The organism is Acidiphilium iwatense (assembly GCF_021556475.1).
GTDB classification, from domain to species: domain Bacteria; phylum Pseudomonadota; class Alphaproteobacteria; order Acetobacterales; family Acetobacteraceae; genus Acidiphilium; species Acidiphilium iwatense.
Genome location: NZ_JAKGBZ010000033.1, coordinates 1 through 21857 on the forward strand (window position 1 = coordinate 1; position 21857 = coordinate 21857).

Here is a 21857-nt window from a genome sequence, read left to right on the forward strand (position 1 = left end):
ACCCCACCCAGACGTCCCAGGCCTCACAGCCCAGAACACCCAACGCAAAACAACACAGAAAGCAGCCAAACGCCACCAACGTATCCCTTCCTAGCCTCTTCACAACCCTCAAAGAACAAAACGACGGGACCGTTGATCCCGTCGAAACTTTACTCTCGGCCGCGACCTCAAATGCCGCCGCCGATGTGAGAGGGATATTACAGGCGGATGACGCCGTCAACCCCTCTTGGCGCGCCAATCGCGATACCAGACGACGAAACGAGGGACTCCCTCGGAAAGTTGAGTTTTCGGCGAAAAGCCAGTCAGCCTCGCCAAAGCCGCAATGTCGGCGCAGGTCTCCACCGGATCGGCGGCCGGGCGCGGCGCATTGACGATAATCGCCTTATGATTCAGTTCCGCCTCCAGCACCGCGACAAGATCGCTGACCGATTCGGCGCAGTTATTGCCGATATTGAACAGCCGGTGTGCACCGATTTCGGTCGGCGGATGGTCGATCACCCCGAGCACGCCCGCCACGATATCGTCGATATAGGTAAAGTCGCGCTTCAGCCGCCCGCCGTCATAAAGGGTGATCGGTCGTCCCTCAATGATCGCCTCGGCGAAACCGAAATACGCCATATCCGGCCGCCCCCACGGCCCATAGACGGTGAAGAACCGCAATCCGGTCTGACGCAGCCCGTAGAGATGGGAATATGCCGCGCTCATCATCTCATCGGCCCGCTTGGTCGCGGCGTAGAGCGATTGCGGATGGTCCGCCCGCGCCGATTCGCTGTAGGGCAATGCCGAACCCGCACCATAGACCGACGAGGAGCTGGCATAGACCAGATGCGTCAGGCCCGGCACATGGCGGGCCAGTTCCAGCACCGAAAGATGTCCGGTCAGATTGGCCGCGGCATAAGCGAACGGATTGTCGATCGAGTAGCGCACGCCCGCCTGGGCGGCGAGATGAACGATGATCTTGGTTCCCGCCCCCACCCCGAGCAGCGCCGCATGGTCCGCGATATCAAGCGCATGGAAAGCGAAACCATCGTGCCGGACGAGGTGGGCGAGGCGCGCGCGCTTCAGCCCGACATCGTAATACGGATTCAGGTCGTCGATCCCGATCACCGTCTCGCCGCGCGCGAGCAACGCTTCGGCCACATGATAGCCGATGAACCCGGCAACGCCAGTGACCAGGATGGTCATGCGCGGCGGCCGGTCAAGCGATCTTCAAGCAATTCCAGCACGATATGGCCGAGCGCGATATGGCATTCCTGCACCCGCGCGGTCTCGCTATCGGGCACGATGAGCATATGGTCGCAGAGCGGTCGGGCCGGGCCGCCATCGCCCCCAAGCAACCCGACAGTGACGATCCCCATGCCGCGCGCGACCTCTAGCGCGCGCAGCACGCTGGGCGAGCGCCCCGATGTGGTGATGCCGAACAGCACATCCCCGGCGCGGCCGAGGCCGGAAAGCGGCCGGGCGAATACCTGATCATAGCCGAAATCGTTGCCCGCCGCGGTCAGCATTGCCGGATCGAGCGTGAGGGCGAGTGCCGGCCAACTTTCCCGCACGACCGATCCGCGCAACCGGATCAGCAGTTCGGTCGCGAGATGCTGGGCATCCGCCGCCGATCCGCCATTGCCGCAGAACAGCAGCTTGTTGCCTGACCGGATCGCCGCCTCGCAGGCATCGACTACCGCGAGGATCGGCGCCGGCTGTTCCGCCAGTGCCAGTTTAAGCGCCGCGCCTCGATGCAGCAGCGCCTTGATGTGGCCGGCCTCGTCCCTGTTGCCGCCGGCCGACCTTGTCCCCCGCGCCGCTTCGTCTTTCAGGCCCACATTCGCGCTCCTGGCTGAAAACAGGCTTCGTTCTGCGACAAGGCCGCATCGGCTTCAAGGGATGCCCCAGACCTAAAAGGCCAGCGGCCGTAATTGGCCGCTGGCTGCAGTATGACGCGAGGGGTGGGGAATTCCCGCGCCGTTCAGGATCGACCCGAAAGTTACGGCATCAGAACGCGGTCGACCACCTGAATCACGCCGTTCGACTGAACGACATCGTAAGTGATGATGTGGGCGACGCCGCCCTTCGCATCGATGACCTCGATATTGTGCGGACCGTTCATCTTGAACGTCAGATCCTTGCCTTCGAGCGTCTTCAGCTTGACCGTGCCGCCATGCCCCTGAATGTCGGCCGCGAGCGTCGCGAAGGTGAAATCACCCGGCACGACATGGTAGAGCAGAACCGACTTCAGCTCGGCCTTGTTGGCCGGCTTCAGCAGGGTCGGCACGGTGCCCTTCGGCAGCATGTCGAACGCCTCGTTGGTCGGCGCGAAGACGGTGAACGGCCCCTTGCCCTCAAGCGCCGGAACCAGGCCGGCGGCCTTCACCGCGGCGACCAGCGTGGTATTGTCCTTCGAGTTGACCGCGTTCTGCACGATGTTCTTGGTCGGATACATCGGCGCGCCGCCGACCATGACGGTATTGCCCATCATCGCGAAAGCCGATCCGCCGAGCCCGACCGCCAGAGCGGCCCCCATCAGCGCGTGCTTCAATTTCATGGCTTGTCTCCTGTTGGCGATCGCTCCGGTGAGCGATCTTGTGCAGGGGATACGGCGCCTATCCTCACATGGATGATTCCGGAATCGATTCAGATTGTCACGAATTCGTGATTTTCGTCCGACCCGACGAGGCACGGACTCAGCACATCAACTGCGATAGCTGCCGTTGATGTCGATATATCCGTGGGTAAGGTCGCAGCCCCATACGATCGCGCGACCGCGCCCGAGGCCGAGATCGACCGTGATACGGATTTCGCGCCCGCGCATATGCGCCGCGACCGGCGTTTCGTCATAGCCATCGACGATCTTGCCGTCGCGCGCCATCCAGACACCGCCAACGGCGACCGCCAGACGGTCCCGCTCGGCCGGTTCGCCGGCCTTGCCCACCGCCATGACGATGCGGCCCCAATTCGCGTCCTCGCCGGCAACCGCCGTCTTGACCAGGGGCGAATTGGCGATGGCGAGGCCGATCCGCCGCGCCGAGCGCGCCGAGACCGCCCCGGTCACGGCGATCTCCATCAGCTTGTTCGCACCCTCGCCGTCGCGCACCACCATCAAAGCGAGGTCGTGCAGCACCTCGCCCAGCGCACGGCGGAAACCGGCAAGACCGCGTGCGTCCGTGACTGGGGAATTGTCGGCCTGACCGGTCGCGAACAGCAGAACGGTATCCGAGGTCGAAGTATCGGAATCGACAGTGATGCAGTTGAAACTCGGTTCGATCCCCTGGCGCAGCATGGTCTGCAATACAGAAGCGGGGACGGCCGCGTCGGTCACGATGAAGGCCAGCATGGTCGCCATGTCCGGCGCGATCATGCCGCTGCCCTTGGCGAACCCAGAGATGCGAACCGCCGTGCCGCCGATCCGCGCCGTGCGGGTGGCGGCCTTTGGAAACGTGTCGGTGGTCATGATCGCGCGCGATGCCGCTTCCCACCCGTCCGGTGCCAGCCGCGACGCGAGATCGTCCATCACCGCGACGATCTTTCCCCCCGGCATCGGCGCGCCGATCACCCCGGTCGAGGCGAGGAAAATCTGCTCGGGCGGGCAGCCCAGGACGCGCCCCGCCGCATCAGCGCTCGCCCGCACCGCCGCTTCGCCGGCGACGCCGTTGAACACATTGGCGTTGCCGGCATTGACCAGAAGGCCGCGCGCCACGCCGCCCGGCAGGATGTTCCGGCACCAGGATACCGGCGCACCGGGGCATTTGTTGCGGGTGAACACGCCGGCAACCGCGGTTCCCGGCGCGAATTCCACAAGCAGCACGTCGGTGCGGCCGCGATAGCGGATGCCGGCCTCGGCGGTGGCGAACCGCACGCCCGCGACCGGCGGCAGTTCGGGCAAAGGTAGCGCCAGCGGTGATGCCGGCAGCGCGTCGGCCATCGATCCGGCCTCAGTTCTTGCTCGGCGTGGCGTCCGGTGCTGCGGCGTCCGGTGCCGTCGCCGGCGAACCGTCCGGGTTGAACAGCTTGACCGCAACGCCTTTGCGCGCGTCCTGCAGCGCGTCGGTGATCGCCTTTTCGGTCAGGGTCTGCCTGATCTTGTCCTTGACGTCGTCAAGGCTCGGCATCGGTTTCTGCCGCTTGCCCTGGGACAGAATGATGTGCCAGCCGAACTGTGAATGCACCGGCGTCTTGGTGTAGGTGCCGGGCTTCAGGGCGAAAGCGGCATCGGCGAAGGGTTTTACCATTTCATCCTTGGTGAACCAGCCGAGTTCGCCGCCATTCTTGGCACCCGGATCGATGCTGTCCTTCTGGGCCAGGGTCGCGAATTTCGCGCCGCCATTCAGCTTCTTGATGATCGCCTCGGCCTCGGCCTGGGTTTTCACCAGAATCTGGCGCGCCTTGACCTCCTCGGGCTGCTTCTGGCCGACATAATGCTTCTGGTAATAGGCTTTCATCGCCTGGTCGTTCAGCTTCGGCTTGACCTGCTCGCGCAGATAGGCGGCCTCCAGCGCGCGATCGGCGGCATGGCGCATCGCGATCTTGACCGATTTCTTCTTCGCGATATCCGCCTTGCGGGCCTGGATCAGCAGGGCGCGTTCATCGACCAGCCGGTTCAGCAGAACAGGATACAGTTCCTGCGGCGGCGCCTGCTGGAATTGCGGCGGCAGCGACTGCGCCGCCTTGGCAAGGTCCGACAAATGGATCTTGTGGCCATCGACGATGGCGACCACCGGGTTTTTCGGCACCGGCTTGGTTGCCGCTTCGGGCTTGGCGGGAGTCGCGTTCGCCGGGGCCGGCGTGTTGGCCGCATTTGCCTGTGGCAAGCCCGTTCCCAGCACGAGCGACAGGGCGACCGCGCCAGCCAATCCGGTGGAGAAACCCGTAAAATAGCGATTCATTCTGCTTGACCTCGTTTCGACCGGGCCGCACCATGGCCGAACCCGTCGCACCGGGCAAGACGTCGCGGCATCCAATGATTGGCACGCCGATTCATTGACCGGATCGGTTCCCGCTCTTATGTCAGACCATTGGCCGCAGGCAGGGCGCCGACCGGCGCCTGCGGGCGGCCGCCCGAATAACGGACGACCGTAGCGGATAGACCGGACAGCACATTCCCATGTTTTCAAGCATCGCCCGCGCCATCATCGGCACCACCAACGACCGTGCGCTCAAGGCATATAGCCGGCGGATCGCGTCGATCAATGCCTTGGAAGCCGGGCTCGCGGCGCTCGAAGATGCCGCCCTGCAGGCCAAGACCGCGGAATTCGGCGCGCGTCTCGCGGATGGCGCGAAACTCGACGATCTGCTGCCCGAGGCTTTCGCGGTCTGCCGCGAGGCCTCGAAGCGCGTGCTGGGCATGCGCCATTTCGACGTTCAGTTGATCGGCGGCATGGTTCTGCATGACGGCAAGATCGCCGAGATGAAGACCGGCGAGGGCAAGACGCTGGTCGCCACCCTGCCGGTCTATCTCAACGCGCTCTCCGGCAAGGGCGTACATGTCGTCACCGTGAACGACTATCTGGCGAAACGCGACGCCGAATGGATGGGACGGGTCTATAACTTCCTCGGCCTGTCGGTGGGCGTGATCGTCCCCGGCATCGAGGACGACGAGCGGCGCGCGGCCTATGCCTGCGACATCACCTACGGCACCAACAACGAGTTCGGCTTCGACTATCTGCGCGACAATATGAAATACGCGCTGGCCGACATGGTGCAGCGCGATTTCAGTTACGCGATCGTCGACGAGGTGGACAGCATCCTGATCGACGAGGCACGCACCCCGCTGATCATCTCCGGGCCGTCCGACGAGCCGACCGAGCTTTACGCCCAGGTCGACGGCATCGTGAAGGAACTGGCGAAGGACGAGGCGCATTACGAAAAAGACGAAAAATTCAAGACGGTGAACCTCACCGAGGAGGGGTCCGAGCGGGTCGAGCAGATGCTCGCCGAGGCCGGCCTGCTCACCGAAGGCAATCTGTACGACGTGTTCAATGTCTCGCTGATCCACCACGTCCAGCAGAGCCTGCGCGCGCACACGCTGTTCACCCGCGATGTCGATTACATCGTGAAGAACGGCCAGGTCATCATCATCGACGAGTTCACCGGCCGCATGATGGAAGGGCGGCGCTATTCCGACGGCCTGCATCAGGCGCTGGAGGCGAAGGAGCATGTCGTCGTCGAGCGCGAAAACCAGACCCTCGCCTCGATCACGTTTCAGAATTATTTCCGCCTCTACCCGAAACTCGCCGGCATGACCGGCACGGCGATGACCGAGGCCGACGAATTCGAGGAAATCTACAAGCTTCTCGTGGTCGAAATACCCACCAACGTTCCGGTCGTGCGCAAGGATCAGGACGACGAGGTCTATCGCTCGGGGGACGAGAAATACCAGGCCGTCGCCAAGCTCATCGAGGAATGCCGGGCCCGCAACCAGCCGGTGCTGGTCGGCACCACCTCGATCGAAAAATCCGAGTTGCTCTCAGCATTGCTGAAACGGATGAAAATTCCCCACAGCGTGCTCAACGCCCGCTTCCACGAGCAGGAAGCCGCGATCGTGGCCGATGCCGGCGCGCCGGGTGCGGTCACCATCGCGACCAACATGGCCGGGCGCGGCACCGACATCAAACTCGGCGGCAATCTAGAGATGCGCCTGAAAACCGAACTGGAATCGCTCGACCCCTCCGCGCGGCCGGCGCGCGAGGCGGCGATTCGCGCCGAACTCGACGCCGCGCACGAGGTGGTGAAGGCGGCGGGTGGCCTCTATGTGATCGGCACCGAACGCCATGAAAGCCGCCGCGTCGACAACCAGTTGCGCGGCCGCTCCGGCCGGCAGGGCGATCCCGGCGCGTCGAGCTTCTTCCTCTCGCTCGACGACGACCTGATGCGGATTTTCGGCTCCGACCGGATGGGCCCGATGCTGCAGAAACTCGGCCTGAAGGACGGCGAGGCGATCATCCACCCCTGGATCAACAAGGCGCTGGAAAAGGCGCAGAAAAAAGTCGAGGCGCGCAACTTCGACACCCGCAAAAATCTGCTCAAATACGACGACGTGATGAACAACCAGCGCAAGGAGGTCTATGCCCAGCGCCGCGAGTTCATGCGCGCCGACAGCGTGGCCGACGTGATCGGCGAGATGCGCGCCGACACGATCGCCGTGATCGTCGAGCGCCGGATTCCGGTGAAAGCCTATGCCGAACAATGGGAAAGCGCCGAACTTGCCGAAGACGTGAAGCGCATTTTCGGTCTCGACCTGCCGGTCGTCGATTGGGCTGGCGAGGAAGGAATCGACGAGAGCCATCTGCGCGAGCGGATAGCCGATGCGGTCGATGCGCATATGGCGGCGAAGGCGGCCAATTTCGGCCCGGATTTCATGCGCTTCCTGGAAAAATCGATCCTTCTGCAAACGCTGGACCATCTCTGGAAAGAGCATCTGCTGGCACTCGATCACCTGCGCCAGGGAATCAGCCTGCGCGCCTACGGCCAGCGCGACCCGCTCAACGAATACAAGGCCGAGGCCTTCGCTCTGTTCACCGGCCTGCTCGACGACCTCAAGGAGCAGGTGAGTTCGGCGCTCGCCTATGTCGAACTCGGCACCGACCCAGACCATGGCGGGCCGGTCTTCGATCCGTCACTGCTGATCGAGAGTCATCCGAACGCCGGCAATTACGGCGGCGACCTCGCCTTGGCCGAACCGCAAACGATGACCGAGCTGAACCTGACGTCGATTTCCCCCTACCGGGCCGACGCGGTCGATCCAGGCCGGCCGGAAACCTGGGCCGCCACGCCGCGCAACGCGCCCTGTCCATGCGGATCGGGCAAGAAATACAAGCACTGCCACGGCAAGATCGGGTGAACCGAAGGCGAAAACTCGTATGCGGCCTGCTTATCGGCGGTTTTGCCGTGAGTTTCGCGGGAGTCGCCGAAAGCGCGCCGCCCGAACCACCGTACCGGCCCGGCATGGTGATCGAAGCCTTCGATCTGTTCGATACCTCGATCGATCACCGCCCGATGGTGGTCGCGGCGCAGAAACGCTGGCTCGCGGATGCCGCCGCGCGGCTGCGCGAGCGCCTCGATGCCGGCAAGCAGGTCAGCGTGATCGACAGCGCCGCGACCACGCGGATGACCGCGTCGATCGCCCATTCCTATCAGCATCCCTCGACCTGCCGCCGCTGCATTCTTGCCGAGGCGCACAAACTCGGGGCGCGCTACGTGTTCATCGGGTCGGTCCACAAGGTGAGCGACCTGATCATCTACATGGACGGCGAACTGGACCGGGTGGGCGATCACAAGCCCCTGATGGTCCGGTCGATGGAGGTCAAGGCCGACGACAAAACCATGATCCTGCGCGCCGCCGACACCATGGTCGCCGCGATCGAACGGCATCTCGGCTGATTATCGGGGTTTTCGCGTATGAACGAAAACCCATCCAACAGAAAAAGACTGTTAAGCCTTATCCGTGTCGCGCGCCCTCACGGTTGCCTCCTCATCCCGCCCTACCCTTGGCTTCGAGACGCTGCATCAGGCGCCGGACATCGATCACCGTACGCTCATGGGTACCGTTGCCGATTTCCTCGACCTCGTCACGCGCGCTTACGGCAAACTCGATCCGCCGCCCTGCCACCTTCGTTACCGCGGCGGTCGCTGTCACGCGATGCCCGACCGGCGTCGCGGCAAGATGGCGTATGCAGACAGCGCTGCCGACAGCGCTCTCTCCCGGATCAAGATAGGCGCGGATGGCGTTGAGCGCCGCATTTTCCATCACCAGGATCATCATCGGTGTTGCCAGCACCGGCGGCAGAATCGCATCCTTGAACTGGCTGGCCAAATGCTCGGGTGCGACGGTGAGAGCGAAGCTGCCCGTCGTCCCCACGGGTATCACGCGCATGTCTTGTCTCCCTTCGATCTGCCGCCGAAAACCGCCCCGGAGCAGGCCCCGAGGCGGTTTTTTGATGGCCGATCCTGAAAGACGGCGCTCAGCGCTTGCTGAACTGGAAGCTCCGGCGCGCCTTGGCCCGGCCGTATTTCTTGCGTTCGACCGTGCGCGAGTCGCGGGTGAGGAAGCCCGCAACCTTCAGGATGCCGCGCAGATCCGGCTCGTAGAAGGTCAGCGCCCGCGAAATCCCGTGGCGCACTGCGCCGGCCTGGCCGGACAGCCCGCCGCCGGCGACCGTCGCCATCACGTCGAACTGGTTGTAGCGGTCGGCGACCAGGAAGGGCTGGGTGATCAGCATCCGCAGCACCGGGCGCGCGAAATACTGCGCGGCCTTGCGCCCGTTGATGATGATTTCGCCCTTGCCCGGCTTGATCCAGACGCGGGCGACCGCATCCTTGCGCCGTCCGGTGGCATAGGAGCGGCCCTGCGCGTCGCGCTTCGGCTCGCGTTTCGGCGCCTCGGAGTCGACCGTCGCGGCGGCTGGGGTGACGATCGACTTCAGATCGGCGAGCGTTCCGGTTCCCGACATGCTCAGGCCCTCACATTCTTGCGGTTCATGGCGCCGACATCGAGCGGCTTCGGCTGCTGGCCGTCATGCGGATGCGACGCGCCGGCGTAAACATGGAGATTCTTCATCTGCTGGCGCTGCAGCGGGCCACGCGTGATCATCCGCTCGACCGCTTTTTCGAGCACCCGCTCGGGGTGCGCGCTGCCAAGCCGCTGGCGCAGGCTGCGCCCCTTGATGCCGCCGGGATAGCCCGTGTGGTAATGGAATATCGATTGGTCGAGCTTGTTGCCGGTCACCTTCACCTTTTCAGCGTTGACGACGACGATGTGATCGCCGCAATCGACATGCGGGGTGAATTGCGGCTTGTGCTTGCCGCGCAGGCGCGTGGCGATCAGGGCGGCGAGCCGGCCGAGCACCAGCCCGTCGGCGTCGATCAGCACCCAATCCTTTTGCGCGTCCGCCGGTTTCAGCGAAACGGTCGTCTTCATCACGAATTCCTCGGCAACAGGGAATAGAATGACCGAGCATATGCGGGAATCTTTACACCGCGTCAAGCAGGTGGTGTTGCGGTATTATATTACCGCAAAGCGGTGCCAGTCATTTCCAGCGCGGTTTCGATCGGCGTCGCGGCCGTGAAGCCCAGGCGATCCCGCGCGATTGTCACATCTGCGCGAAACGATCCGGCAAAACTCTGCCACAGCGCAGCCTTGCCCGCGGCACGCGCGGCCGCTCCGAGCAGGGCTGCCGGCAGCGGAACCAAAATGGTCCTGCGCCCGAGGCCGCGCGCGAGCGCGCGAATCAGGTCCGGCGTTCCAATCGGCTCGGGATGGGCGGCGATCGCCAGTTCCGGCGGATCGTCGGCGCGGATCGCGGCATCGATCAGCCCGGCGAGATCGCCGATCGCCACGAAACTGCGCGCATTGCGGATCGCACCGAACGGCAGCGGCAATCCCTTGCCGATCAGCCGTGCCAGCCGGGGGATATTGCCCGCGCAGCCCGGCCCTACCACGGCGCAGGGCCGCACGACGACGAGTCTCGTCGCGGTTCCGGCCAGCGCCGCGCGCACCGCGATCTCGCCGCCGAGCTTGCTGTGCGCGTAGGAATCATCGGGGCGTGGCTCACTCGCCTCGGTGAACACGTCCACCCGCGTCTTGCCGAACACCGCCGCCGAGGAGACCAGTATGAATCGCGGCACCCCGCGCGAGGCCGCGATTTCGGCGACCCTGGACGCCGCCGTCACGTTCGCCGCCGCGAGCGCCGCCGGATTCACGCCGGTCCGGTGCGCGAGTCCAGCGGCGTGAATCACCGTGCCGACCCCGCGCATCGCGTTGGCCAGCGCAGGATCGGGCGCGGCGAGATCGCTCGCATCGACCGCGCGTGCCGCACCCGGAATATCGCGCTGACGGCGCAGCGCGACCACCACTTCGATGCCCGATTCCGCCAATCGCGCGGTCACCGCCCTGCCGATGAACCCCGAGGCGCCGCTGACCAGGACAGCACGCGGGCTCAAGCGGTGATCGCCACCGCGAAATTGCGCCTGCGCCAAGTGCCGTCCGGCCGCCGCCAGGTGAACGCCACCGAACGCCCGGCCGGAAGCGATCCGGTAGGCAGTTCGGCGGCGTGAATGCCGAGGCCGACATCGCTGGTCGGCGTTTCCCGGATCGTTACCCAATCGTCGTCGGTCCAGCGAATCGTGCCGGGGCCGTCCAGTTCGACGCGCAGAACCTGCCCCGCCGGCATCCTGGTCCGCCGCCAGTTCTCCCGCCAGTCGCGGCAGCGCGGCTGGGTTTTCTCGACGAGGTAGCGGCGCTCCGGCTGGGGCGGCAGGTCGAACACCGCGCCGTCGCGCAGGCTGCGCAGCAGCTTCACATATTCCGCGTGCGCCCAGACCAGCGGCATCGCCGATCCGCTCGGCCGGCCGCGAAACAATTCATGCTCGGGAATGTCGTCACTGTCCCACACCTGCTCGGGCAGCAACCCACCCTCGCTGGTGCATCCCTCGATGGTCGTTCTCAGCCGTTCGGCCTCCGCCAGATCGTCGGCGGCGATCGCGTAATGCGCCCGCTCGCCGGTCAGCAGCGGCCAGGCGCGGCCATGGCCGGTGCCGTCGAACGGCCGCCCGTCGGTGTGCTCGCCGTAGCCGTCATTGTTGTAGCGGTGCCAGACCGGACCCTGCGGCAGATCGACGCGGGTGAGATGATCGATCACCGCGATGGTATCGCGGATGCGCGGATCGGCGGCGGCGCGCAGGCCGAATCGCACCAGCGCCAGCGCATCCGCACCCACCAGTTCGTCGGTCGCGATGTCCGCCTCGCCCGCCGGCCGGTTGCGCACCGCGATGCGGCCATGCACCGGCGCCCCCGATAAATCGTGGTCGCCATCCGCCGCGATCCGCAGGTAATAGCCCGCCACCCCGCATTTTCGCGCGAGATCGGTACCCGATACATAGATCCAGCTCTCGATATCGGCATTCCACGCATCCGCCGTGTCGCGCAGGAAGCCGGCGATGGCGGGTTCGCCCATCCGCTCGGCGAGATCGGCGGCGGCGAGCAATCCGGCGATTTCGACCGCGAGGGTCGCCGGGGTATAGCCGGCGTTTTCCTCCCACCGGTCCTGACCGGTCGCCGGTCCGTTGCAGACGATGAACGCCGAGGCCCGCTCGACCATCGGCCAGTATTCGGCAAGCTCGGTCTCCGGGACGGCGCCGTTGCGGAACGCAAGATCGAGCAGCAGAATCGGAAACGCCGTCTCGTCCATCTGCAATCCGCGCCAATAGGGCGAGCCGTCGAGCCAGGTATTCTGCGGCCAATGCCCGTCCGCCTCCTGGATGATGCGCAGATAATCGAGGGTGCGCCGTGCATCCTCCAGTGCCCCGCAGGCGAGCAAAGCGCCGGCGGTTTCGGCGAGATCGCGCGGCCAGACCAGATGATAGCCGCCGAGATCGTCGTCGCCCTTGCTCGCACCCCATGGGATCGACAGGCTGGCGATCGAGCCGCCCGGAAACAGCGGACTCTCGTGGCAGCGCAGCACAGCGGTGCTGACCCGGTAATAGTTGTGCGGCGTTGTCTGCTGCACCGGATCGAGCGGTTCGAGCGACTCCTGCCACGCCCGCCAGTTGGCAGCGTATTCCGTCTCGGCCCGATCGTACCCGCGTGCCAGGCTGGCGGCGGCATGGAAGGCCGCCGCCTCCGGCTTGCGGCCGAAGCCGATCGCGAGCAGCACCGGCGCGGTCGCGTCGATTTCGGCAACCAGAGCGATATTGCCGTCGGCGGCATGATCGTAGGTCTCGGCCAGATGCCCGTCGCGGCGCAGGATCTGCCAGCCATCGCTGAACCCCACGAAACCCACACTGCGCGCGCCGAACCCCGACGAACAGGCAAGCGCCAGCGAGGTGCCGTCACCGGTGGCGAACAGCATCGGCGTCCTCTTGCAGTCGCCGACCCACCCGGTATTGTGCGCCCCGCCATTAACCAGATGCGGCGCCAGCAGGACGAACAGGCGAAGCCCGGCGACCCCGTCGCCTGGGATCAGGCGGATATGCTGCAGCACGCAATCATGCATCGGATCGGAAACGATCCGCTTTTCGATGACGAAGCGCCGCTGCGTGCAGGTATTGCGGATGGTGAACAACGGCACGCCGTCCGCGACGCGGCGGGTTTCGGTAATCGTGTCGCGCTTTTCTTCGGCGAAGAAGCCGCCGGGTACGCCATCGGTGACGATCAGGCCGCAATCTCGGGTGCAGGCCTGATCGACGCGGGGGTAGTAAATCTCGTCGAGAATGCCATGGCTATGGGTGAACCAGACCGCGCAGCGCGGCGAGAGAGCGGTGCCGACCCCGTCCTTCGCGCTGGAGGTCCAGCGCGGCATCATACCGGGGAAGCCAGGGGCGTCGGTCATGCGCGCTTGACCGACTTGGTCCTGAGTGCTGCGAGTTCGGCCTGTAGCCGCTCGACCTCCTGACGGAGCGCGTCGATCTCCTCGACCGTTTCGTCCGCCGGGGATTCGGAGGCACTGTCCGTGCGCGGGACAAAGGGGGCAAAAAGACTCATCGCCCGCTCCATCATCGCCATGTTCTGCCGGCCGATCTCTTCCATGCCGGGCGGCAGGAAACTGCCCATGGTCTGCTGCATCGCCGCGCGCATCTGTGCCTGCTGGTGGCCAAACTGCGCCATTGCGGATTCGAGATAGCGCGGCACCAGCCCCTGCAGATTGTCGCCATAGAGCCCGATCAATTGGCGCAGAAACGCGGTGGGCAGCATGGACTGGCCGACCTTGCTCTCTTCCTCGACGATGATCTGGGTCAGCACCGAGCGGGTGATGTCCTCGCCGGTCTTCGCGTCATACACCACGAAATCCCGCCCCTCCCGCACCATCTCGGACAGGGTTTCGAGGGTGATGTAGGTCGATGTTTCGGTATTATACAGACGCCGGTTCGCGTATTTTTTGACGACGATCTGCGGTGCCGCCGCCTGTTCCGGTGTCTGAGCCATGACCATTGCCCTTTCCGTGCCATGTCGGCGCCCCAATGTGTCGGAGCCGGGACACTCGCGCCTGCTTGCTGCGCAGCACCATGGCAGACGCGATGCGAAATTGCTAGCATTCCGGCAACGCCTCGCCTAGCGGTAATCCCCCGATTTAGGATACAGGCGAGATCCGTGAAAAAGGCTCTTGCTCGGAATGCCGGATGAAATTCGACGACCCGCCAGAACGTCACGGCCAGAACGTCGATCTCGCGGCGCTGGCACGCGACTGGATCACCCTGTGGCAGAGCGAGCTTGCCGCCATGGCGAACGACCGCGAGTTGCGCGAAGCCTGGATCGGCCTGCTCGCGCTCTGGGCCGGAGCGGCGTCTTCCGCGATCGACATCGCGCAGCGAGCCGCGCGGCATGAGCCATCCCGCGCTACCCCGAGACGATATGCCGGGACCGATGGCACGGCGCGGCCCGCGCCCGGTGGTGCTGCACCTCCTGCTAGCGGCGATCCGGTCGAACACCTCCATCGACGCATCGCCGAACTGGAAGCACGTCTGGCCGCACTTGAGCGGGGAGGCGGCTCCGGCTGACGACGACTTCACCCAGGCCGTGCTGCACGAGGTGCTCGCCCAGGATCGCGCACTGATCGAGGGCGTCGCCGCCTATCGGCGCCATTCCTATCGTCGTACTCTCGCCGATCCGCCAATCCTGTGGAGCGAGGGCGAGAGCCGGCTGCTCGACTATAACGTTACCGGGGGCGGCGATGGTTCCACAATCCTGTTCGTCCCCAGCCTGGTCAATCGTGCCTATGTGCTCGACCTCATGGAAGACGCCTCGTTCCTGCGCTTCCTCGCCGGCAACGGAGTCCGCCCCTTGCTGCTCGACTGGGGCTGGCCCGGCCCGGTCGAGCGCCAGTTCACCCTGACCGACTACATCGCCGGCAGGCTGGAACGGGTGCTCGGCACGATCGGCCAGCCGGTCGTGCTCGCGGGCTACTGCATGGGTGGGCTGCTGGCATTGGCCGCTGCCCTGCGCAGTCCCGCCCGCATCCAGGCACTCGCTTTGCTCGCCACCCCATGGGATTTTCATGCGGACAATCCCGAGGGTGCGGAAAATCTCGGCCGGAGCCTGCCGCTGCTGGAGCCCTTCATGCGGGCGACTGGCACGCTGCCGATCGATGCGCTGCAGATGCTGTTCGCGATCCTCGATCCGTTCGGCGTCGCCGAGAAATATCGCGGCTTCGCGGCACTCGACCCGAACGGCCCGCGTGCCCGGCGTTTCGTCGCCCTGGAGGACTGGCTGAACGACGGCGTGCCGCTGGCCGCCCCGGTCGCTCGCGAAACCCTGGGCGGCTGGTATGGCGAAAACGCCCCCGCGCGCGGCCAGTGGCGTGTCGCCGGCCTGCCGGTCGATCCCACCCAATTCGACAAGCCCGCCCTGATCGCCACCCCGGCGCGCGACCGGCTGGTGCCGCCCGCCTCGGCCGCCGCGCTCGCGGCATCGATCCCGCACGCCACGGTCATCGCGCCGAATGCCGGCCATATCGGCATGGTCGCGGGCATGTCGGCCGAACTCGCCTTATGGCAGCCCTTCCTGGATTGGGTGCTCGGCCTGTAGCCGCCGCACTGCAACACGGCTATGGTGGCGGAAATTACGGAGGAGGAGCAAACCATGGACGACATCGTGATCGTTGCCGCCGCACGCACCCCGGTCGGCAGTTTCAACGGCGCCTTCGCCACTACCCCGGCCCATGTGCTGGGCGAGGTCGCGATCAGGGCGGCGATCGAGCGCGCCAAGCTCTCGCCCGACGAAATCGACGAGGTCATTTTCGGCCAGGTGCTCACCGCCGGCGCGGGCCAGAACCCCGCTCGCCAGGCGGCGCGCAACGCCGGCATTCCCGATTCCACGACCGCCTTCGGCATCAATCAGGTTTGCGGTTCGGGCTTGCGCGCGGTCGCCCTCGCGGCCCAGCAGGTGATGTCCGGCCAGAGCGACATCGTGATCGCCGGCGGCCAGGAGAGCATGTCGATGAGCCCGCATTGCGCGCATCTGCGCGCCGGCACCAAGATGGGCGACCTGAAATTCATCGACACCATGATCAAGGACGGGTTGTGGGACGCGTTCAACGGCTACCACATGGGCACCACCGCCGAGAACGTTGCGCGCGCCTATCAGATCACCCGCGAGGAACAAGACGCGCTCGCGCTGGCCTCGCAGCAGAAGGCCTCGGCGGCGCAGAAATCCGGCCGCTTCAAGGATGAGATCGCGCCCGTCACCATTGCCGGCCGCAAGGGCGACATCACCGTCGCCGACGACGAATATATCCGCCATGACTCGTCCGCCGAGACGATGGCCCGCCTCAAGCCCGCCTTTTCGAAAGACGGTACCGTCACCGCCGGCAACGCCTCTGGCATCAACGACGGCGCCGCCGCGCTCATCGTCATGTCCGCCAAGGAGGCGGCCAAACGCGGCCTCGCTCCCCTCGCCCGCATCGCGAGCTTCGCCACCGCCGGAGTCGATCCCGCGCTGATGGGCACCGGCCCGATCCCGTCTTCTCAAAAAGCGCTCGGGCGGGCCGGCTGGTCCGCCGGCGACCTCGATCTGGTCGAGGCCAACGAAGCCTTCGCCGCTCAGGCCTGCGCCGTGAACAAAGGCATGCATTTCGACCCCGCGCGGGTGAACGTGAATGGCGGCGCCATCGCCATCGGCCACCCGATCGGCGCCTCGGGTGCGCGCGTGCTGACCACCTTGCTGTTCGAAATGCAGAAGCGCGGCGCGCACAAAGGCCTCGCCACGCTCTGTATCGGCGGTGGCATGGGCGTCGCCATGTGCGTGGAGCGCTGAACCGATGCGCAAGGTTTATAACAGTGCGACCGAAGCGCTCGCCGGACAGCTCCGCGACGGCATGACCATCCTCTCCGGTGGCTTCGGCCTGTGCGGCGTTCCCATGGCTCTGATCGAGGCGATTCGCGAAAGCGGCGTGCGCGATCTCACCATCGTCTCCAACAATGCCGGAATCGACGGCGCCGGCCTCGGGATTCTTCTGGAATCCCGGCAGGTCAAAAAGATGATCTCCTCCTATGTCGGCGAGAACGCGACCTTCGCGCGCCAATATCTTGCCGGCGAACTGGAAATCGAATTCAACCCGCAAGGCACACTCGCGGAGCGCGTCCGCGCCGGGGGCGCCGGCATTCCCGCCTTTTTCACCGCGACCGGCTTCGGCACCGCGGTCGCCGACGGTAAGGAAACCCGCGAATTCGACGGTAAACACTACGTCATGGAGCGCGGTATCATCGGCGATCTCGCCATCGTCCATGCCTGGATGGGCGATACCGAAGGCAATCTCGTCTATCGGAAAACCGCGCGCAACTTCAACCCGATCATGGCCAGCGCCGCGAAAATCACCGTCGCCGAGGTCGAACATCTGGCCGAACCCGGCGCCATCGACGGCGATCACATCGTCACCCCCGGCATCTTTGTCAAACGCATCGTCAAGCTCGACAAGATCGACAAACGGATCGAACAGCGCACCACCCGCCCACGGGTTTCGGTCGCGCACTCAAGCCTGGAGAAAGTGTGATGGCGTGGTCGCGGGATCAGATGGCTGCCAGGGCGGCGCGGGAGCTGAAAGACGGATTTTACGTCAATCTCGGCATCGGGATTCCGACGCTGGTGGCAAATCATATACCAGACGGAATTTCGGTGCAGTTGCATTCCGAGAATGGGATGATGGGCATCGGCCCGTTCCCGTATGAAGGCGACGAGGATGCCGATCTGATCAATGCCGGCAAGCAGACGGTGACGGAGTTGCCGACCACGAGTTATTTCGACAGCGCGGCCTCGTTCGGCATGGTGCGTGGCGGGCACATCGACATTTCGATTCTCGGCGCCTTGCAGGTGGCGAAGAACGGCGATCTCGCGAACTGGATGATTCCCGGCAAGATGGTCAAGGGCATGGGCGGGGCGATGGATCTGGTCGCCGGCGTGCCGCGCGTGGTGGTGCTGATGGAACACACGGCGAAGGGCGAACCCAAGATCCTGAAATCCTGCTCCTTGCCGCTGACCGGCAAGGGGGTAGTGAGCATGATCGTGACCGATCTCGCGGTATTCGAAGTGGATAAAACAAAAGCGCTGGGCCTCCGGCTGATCGACAAGCCTGATGACGTGACGGTCGAGCAGATCAGGGCAGCGACCGAGGCCGATTTCGAGGTGAGCGAGGCACTTGCCTGATCGCACGGCTTCGTGATCGTGCGGCGCGCGTTTTGATCGTTCGGGTTGACTATCTTCCGGTGGTGTCACAACGCCGGGAGCAATCATGGAGCAGGATCATTACGATGTCATCGTCATCGGCTCGGGGCCGGGCGGAGCATCGCTCGCACAGCGCCTGGCGCCCACCGGCAAGCGCATCCTGATCCTCGAACGCGGCGATTATCTGCCGCGCAGCCAGAAAAACTGGGATTCGCAGACGGTCTTCGTCGATGGCGCGTATCAGACCAAGGAAACCTGGTTCAACCACAAGGGCGACAGCTTCCAGCCCGGTCTGCACTATTTTGTCGGCGGCAATTCCAAGGTCTATGGCGCAGCGTTGTTCCGCCTGCGCGAACGGGATTTTGAAACCCTCCTCCACAAGGATGGCGTTTCACCGGAATGGCCGGTGAAATACGACGTGTTCGAGCCCTATTATGCCGAGGCCGAGCGGCTGTTTCACGTCCACGGCCAGCGCGGCGAAGACCCGAACGAACCTTGGGCGAGCGGGGAATTTCCGCACCAGCCAGTGAGCCACGAGCCGCGCATCGAGGAGCTTGCGGCAAGCTTCCGACACGATGGACTGCACCCGTTCCATCTGCCGCTCGGAATTTTGCTCGATGAGAAGGACGGCAAACCCACCCCCACCAGCATCTGCATCCGCTGTGATGCATTCGATGGGTTTCCCTGTCTTCTGAATGGCAAGGCCGATGCACAGATTTCCTGCATCGACCCGATGTTGTGGCTTCATAATAACGTCACGTTATTGACGAACGCCTATGCCGAAACCCTGGAAACCGATGCGCGGGGGCGCACGATATCCGCCGTCAACGTGAAGCGCGAAGGCGCGCACGAACGCTATTCGGCGGATATCATCGTGGCGGCGTGCGGCGCACTGAGTTCAGCACTGCTGCTGTTGCGTTCGGCGAACGATGCGCATCCGAACGGCCTCGCCAATGGTTCGGATCAGCTCGGCCGCAACTATATGCGCCACAACCAGTCGGTCCTGATGGCGGTGCTGCGCGAGCCGAACGACACGGTGTTTCAAAAAACCCTGGCGGTGAGCGATTATTACTTCGGCGCCGATGACTGGGAGTTTCCGCTCGGCTTGATTCAAATGTGCGCGACCTCGCACGCCGATCAGATCCGCGGCGAGTCCCTACCATCCTGGTTGCAGTTCATGCCCGACATGCCGTTCGAGGCGATGGCGCGGCATTCGATGGATTTCTGGCTGTCGGGCGAGGATCTGCCGCGCCCAGAAAACCGCATCACGCTGCATCGCGACGGCCGCGTGTTCCTTGATCTGGAGCCGAACAACATGGAGGCGCATCACCGGCTCAAGCACAAGCTGGAGATTGCGATGCGCACCGCCGGGCCGCATCTCGCTTTACTTGAACGCTCACTCTATCTCGGCAAAAACATCCCGATTGGCGGCACCGCGCATCAGGCCGGCACCGCGCGCTTCGGCGCTGATCCCGCGCAATCGGTGCTCGATAGTGATTGCAGGACCCACGAAATTAACAATCTCTATCTGGCCGACGCAAGCTTTTTTCCCTCGATCGGCGCGGTAAACCCGACGCTCACCATCATCGCCAACGCACTGCGCGTCGCCGATCGGATCAAGGAACGGCTTGGATAAAATGTCCGTCGGGATCGCGCAGCAACACGGACTCCCCATCTACTAACATGAGGCGCGTTGCCGCGACGTCGTCGATCTCCCATGGATTGCGTGGCCGGGTGGTCAATGGCGCGCAATATTCGAGCAATTCGAGATGCGGCGGATCGCGGTCTGGCAAAGTCAGCGCGGTGACGGCGACGAGTGGGTCGGCCAATCCGTCGAGTGCGGCCTGTTCGGCACCGCGATTAGTTGAATGTGCCGTCGCCTGGAATCCGAACCCGGCATAAAACGCGATGCTCCGTGCGGTATCGGCCACCACGATCGCCGAATGATCGATGCCGATGCACAGGCCATCGTCTCTGCGATCGCGCCAATAATCCGGGCAAGTCTCAAGTGAAAACGCGAGCAATTCCAGCGGATGCCCCTCGGGATCACGAAACTTCCAGGCGGTGACGCCGCCCGACGACTTTGGCAAGTGCCGAGGGCCATCGATCGAAATGGGCGTCGCTCCATGATCGAGCGCGCGGCGATACGCCGTCCGAATATCGGTCACGACAATGGCGATGTGCTGAAACCACGGATCGTTGCTGGCACGCGGTTGCGGATAACCGGCACCGGATGCCGCAACGAGATGAACACGCTGCGCGCCCAGACCAAGCGTGCCAACATCGATCCGGTCAAACCTCAGAGCCTGGCAATAGAAATCCGCAAGCGCCTCAGGATTGCGTGCCATCAGCACGATACCGGCTATCATGGCATCTGCGCGCCGCGGGTGTTCAGGAAAATCGCATAGAGCGTGTGAGAACCGCCGATAAACAGACGGTTCTTGTGCAGTTCGCCGAAGGTAACATTGGAAACCCGATACGGCACCAGAATCTTTCCAAGCAGTGTGCCGTCAGGGGCGATGCAATGCACGCCATCGGCGGCGCTGCTCCACACATTGCCATCCTCATCGACGCGGAACCCGTCCGCATAGCCGGGTTCGATTTTATGAAATATGCCGCCGCCATGCAGCGACTTGCCATCCGCGCCGACATCGAACACGCGGATATACTGGCGCGGGTTTGACTTGCTCTGGTCCCCGGTTTCGGCTACGTAAAGGCGCTTTTCATCCGGCGAAAACGCCAATCCGTTCGGCCCGTCGAAATCATCCGCCGCCACAGCGATCTCGCCGCTCGCGGGGTCGAACCGATAGAGTGCGGGCGGCTGCTCGGAAGTCTGCCGTCCGCCCTCATAGTCGGTCATCAGCCCGTACAAGGGATCGGAGAACCAGATGCCACCGTCGGATTTCACCACCACGTCGTTCGGCGCGTTCAACCGTTTTCCCTCGTGGTGGCTGACCAGTTTTGTCAGCCGGCCGTCGTGTTCGGTGCGATAGAGGCAGCGCCCTCGATGCGAACAAGCGATCAGCCGCCCTTCGCGGTCGCGCGTCTGCCCGTTCGCGTAGTCGGACGGCGCGCGATAGACCGATAGGCCATGGTCCTCGCTCCAGCGCATCGTGCGGTTGCGCGGCAGATCCTGGAACAACAGGCAATTCGCATCGCCCATCCAGACCGGTCCCTCGATCCAGCGAAAACCGCTCGCCAGTTTCTCCAACTCAGCGTTATCAAGGATATAGCGCAAAAACCGCTGATCGATGACGACAAAATCGTTCATGCGAACCGGCAGGGTTGCCCGATCGTGGGCGGCGCGTCGAACTGCACCACCATCAGCACGGCGGGTTCATCACCGATCGTCCCCGATCGATGCCCGGTTCGGCCATCCAGTTTCCGCGTGTTCTGATCCTCGCCGAACGAGATTTCGCCTGGCCCCATTTCCACGCGCGTGCCGTCCATCGATTCGACGAACCAGCGCCCGGACAGCGGAATGATCCATTGCGGGCGCGGGTTTTCGTGCCATTCCCCTACCCAGCCGACCGGTTGGATGGTCACCATCACGGCCATGCCGCCATGGGTCTTGCTGCCCTGCCATTGCGGCGCGGCACCCGGACCCATCGCCTTCATCTCGAAATCGGTCAGCACGCAGCGTTTCTGGTGGCTGACACCGTGTTCGTCGGTCCAGAGATACCAGTATGGAATTTTCGGTGTTTCGTCGGACATATTT

The 21857-nt window shown here is 64.3% G+C and carries 22 protein-coding genes; 8 read left to right on the plus strand and 14 right to left on the minus strand.

Translation table 11 applies throughout. The annotated features are described in order from the left end of the window. Positions 1-216: 216 nt before the first annotated feature. The 5 genes from L2A60_RS14525 to L2A60_RS14545 form a co-directional block, all read right to left on the minus strand. The gene (locus tag L2A60_RS14525; RefSeq protein WP_235705174.1) at positions 217-1185 is read right to left on the minus strand and encodes an NAD-dependent epimerase/dehydratase family protein; all 969 of its coding nucleotides are present in this window, start codon (positions 1183-1185) and stop codon (positions 217-219) included. Then, the gene (locus L2A60_RS14530) at positions 1182-1820 is read right to left on the minus strand and encodes a D-sedoheptulose-7-phosphate isomerase (protein WP_235705176.1); all 639 of its coding nucleotides are present in this window, start codon (positions 1818-1820) and stop codon (positions 1182-1184) included. The genes L2A60_RS14525 and L2A60_RS14530 overlap by 4 nt, the downstream gene beginning before the upstream one ends. 161 nt (positions 1821-1981) lie before the next feature. After that, positions 1982-2539: a fasciclin domain-containing protein gene (locus tag L2A60_RS14535; protein WP_235705178.1), complete on the minus strand. Its 558-nt coding sequence runs from the start codon at positions 2537-2539 to the stop codon at positions 1982-1984. A gap of 147 nt (positions 2540-2686) precedes the next feature. Next, complete coding sequence (argJ, locus tag L2A60_RS14540) at positions 2687-3916, minus strand: bifunctional glutamate N-acetyltransferase/amino-acid acetyltransferase ArgJ (RefSeq protein WP_235705179.1); 1230 nt, start codon at positions 3914-3916, stop codon at positions 2687-2689. 10 nt (positions 3917-3926) lie between these two features. Further along, the gene (locus L2A60_RS14545) at positions 3927-4877 is read right to left on the minus strand and encodes a peptidylprolyl isomerase (RefSeq protein WP_235705180.1); all 951 of its coding nucleotides are present in this window, start codon (positions 4875-4877) and stop codon (positions 3927-3929) included. Between the two features lie 218 nt (positions 4878-5095). Between L2A60_RS14545 and secA the strand changes: the two genes are divergently transcribed. Next, positions 5096-7831 carry a preprotein translocase subunit SecA gene (gene secA / locus L2A60_RS14550; protein ID WP_235705181.1) on the plus strand — a complete coding sequence of 912 codons (2736 nt, stop codon included), beginning with the start codon at positions 5096-5098 and terminating at the stop codon, positions 7829-7831. A 47-nt stretch (positions 7832-7878) separates the two neighbouring features. Further along, positions 7879-8370, plus strand: coding sequence for a DUF2380 domain-containing protein (locus L2A60_RS14555; RefSeq protein WP_235705182.1), 492 nt, complete (start codon positions 7879-7881; stop codon positions 8368-8370). 91 nt (positions 8371-8461) lie between these two features. Here the strand turns inward: L2A60_RS14555 and L2A60_RS14560 are convergent, their stop codons facing one another. The 6 genes from L2A60_RS14560 to phaR all read right to left on the minus strand — a co-directional run bounded on the left by L2A60_RS14560 (position 8462) and on the right by phaR (position 13909). Then, the gene (locus tag L2A60_RS14560) at positions 8462-8863 is read right to left on the minus strand and encodes a thioesterase family protein (protein ID WP_235705183.1); all 402 of its coding nucleotides are present in this window, start codon (positions 8861-8863) and stop codon (positions 8462-8464) included. Positions 8864-8951: 88 nt separating this feature from the next. Then, positions 8952-9440, minus strand: a complete 489-nt coding sequence (rpsI, locus tag L2A60_RS14565; protein WP_235705184.1) for a 30S ribosomal protein S9 — start codon at positions 9438-9440, stop codon at positions 8952-8954. Positions 9441-9442: 2 nt separating this feature from the next. Then, positions 9443-9907: a 50S ribosomal protein L13 gene (gene rplM / locus L2A60_RS14570; protein ID WP_235705186.1), complete on the minus strand. Its 465-nt coding sequence runs from the start codon at positions 9905-9907 to the stop codon at positions 9443-9445. A gap of 89 nt (positions 9908-9996) precedes the next feature. Next, positions 9997-10929 carry an NAD-dependent epimerase/dehydratase family protein gene (locus L2A60_RS14575; protein WP_235705187.1) on the minus strand — a complete coding sequence of 311 codons (933 nt, stop codon included), beginning with the start codon at positions 10927-10929 and terminating at the stop codon, positions 9997-9999. After that, complete coding sequence (locus tag L2A60_RS14580; protein ID WP_235705188.1) at positions 10926-13316, minus strand: glucan 1,4-alpha-glucosidase; 2391 nt, start codon at positions 13314-13316, stop codon at positions 10926-10928. The genes L2A60_RS14575 and L2A60_RS14580 overlap by 4 nt, the downstream gene beginning before the upstream one ends. Continuing rightward, positions 13313-13909 (minus strand): polyhydroxyalkanoate synthesis repressor PhaR, encoded by a 597-nt coding sequence (gene phaR / locus L2A60_RS14585; RefSeq protein WP_235705189.1) that lies wholly within the window; start codon positions 13907-13909, stop codon positions 13313-13315. Before phaR ends, L2A60_RS14580 begins: the two co-directional genes overlap by 4 nt. 194 nt (positions 13910-14103) lie before the next feature. Between phaR and L2A60_RS14590 the strand changes: the two genes are divergently transcribed. From L2A60_RS14590 to L2A60_RS14615, 6 genes are all read left to right on the plus strand, one after another. Then, the gene (locus L2A60_RS14590; RefSeq protein ID WP_235705190.1) at positions 14104-14481 is read left to right on the plus strand and encodes a hypothetical protein; all 378 of its coding nucleotides are present in this window, start codon (positions 14104-14106) and stop codon (positions 14479-14481) included. Beyond that, a complete protein-coding gene (locus L2A60_RS14595) occupies positions 14456-15508 on the plus strand; it encodes an alpha/beta fold hydrolase (protein ID WP_235705191.1) in 1053 nt (350 codons plus the stop codon). Before L2A60_RS14590 ends, L2A60_RS14595 begins: the two co-directional genes overlap by 26 nt. A 54-nt stretch (positions 15509-15562) precedes the next feature. Next, positions 15563-16735 (plus strand): acetyl-CoA C-acetyltransferase, encoded by a 1173-nt coding sequence (locus tag L2A60_RS14600; protein ID WP_235705192.1) that lies wholly within the window; start codon positions 15563-15565, stop codon positions 16733-16735. Positions 16736-16739: 4 nt separating this feature from the next. Further along, positions 16740-17471: a CoA transferase subunit A gene (locus L2A60_RS14605; RefSeq protein WP_235705193.1), complete on the plus strand. Its 732-nt coding sequence runs from the start codon at positions 16740-16742 to the stop codon at positions 17469-17471. Then, a complete protein-coding gene (locus tag L2A60_RS14610; protein WP_235705194.1) occupies positions 17471-18121 on the plus strand; it encodes a CoA transferase subunit B in 651 nt (216 codons plus the stop codon). The genes L2A60_RS14605 and L2A60_RS14610 overlap by 1 nt, the downstream gene beginning before the upstream one ends. A gap of 85 nt (positions 18122-18206) precedes the next feature. Beyond that, a complete protein-coding gene (locus L2A60_RS14615) occupies positions 18207-19775 on the plus strand; it encodes a GMC oxidoreductase (protein ID WP_235705195.1) in 1569 nt (522 codons plus the stop codon). On the opposite strand, the gene L2A60_RS14620 is transcribed toward L2A60_RS14615, so the two are convergent. The 3 genes from L2A60_RS14620 to L2A60_RS14630 are packed head-to-tail and all read right to left on the minus strand — an operon-like array spanning position 19756 to position 21853. After that, a complete protein-coding gene (locus L2A60_RS14620; protein ID WP_235705196.1) occupies positions 19756-20508 on the minus strand; it encodes a VOC family protein in 753 nt (250 codons plus the stop codon). The two genes, L2A60_RS14615 and L2A60_RS14620, sit on opposite strands and share 20 nt — an antisense overlap. Then, positions 20505-21410 carry an SMP-30/gluconolactonase/LRE family protein gene (locus tag L2A60_RS14625; RefSeq protein WP_235705197.1) on the minus strand — a complete coding sequence of 302 codons (906 nt, stop codon included), beginning with the start codon at positions 21408-21410 and terminating at the stop codon, positions 20505-20507. Before L2A60_RS14625 ends, L2A60_RS14620 begins: the two co-directional genes overlap by 4 nt. Then, positions 21407-21853, minus strand: coding sequence for a cupin domain-containing protein (locus tag L2A60_RS14630; RefSeq protein ID WP_235705198.1), 447 nt, complete (start codon positions 21851-21853; stop codon positions 21407-21409). Before L2A60_RS14630 ends, L2A60_RS14625 begins: the two co-directional genes overlap by 4 nt. Positions 21854-21857 lie beyond the last annotated feature (4 nt).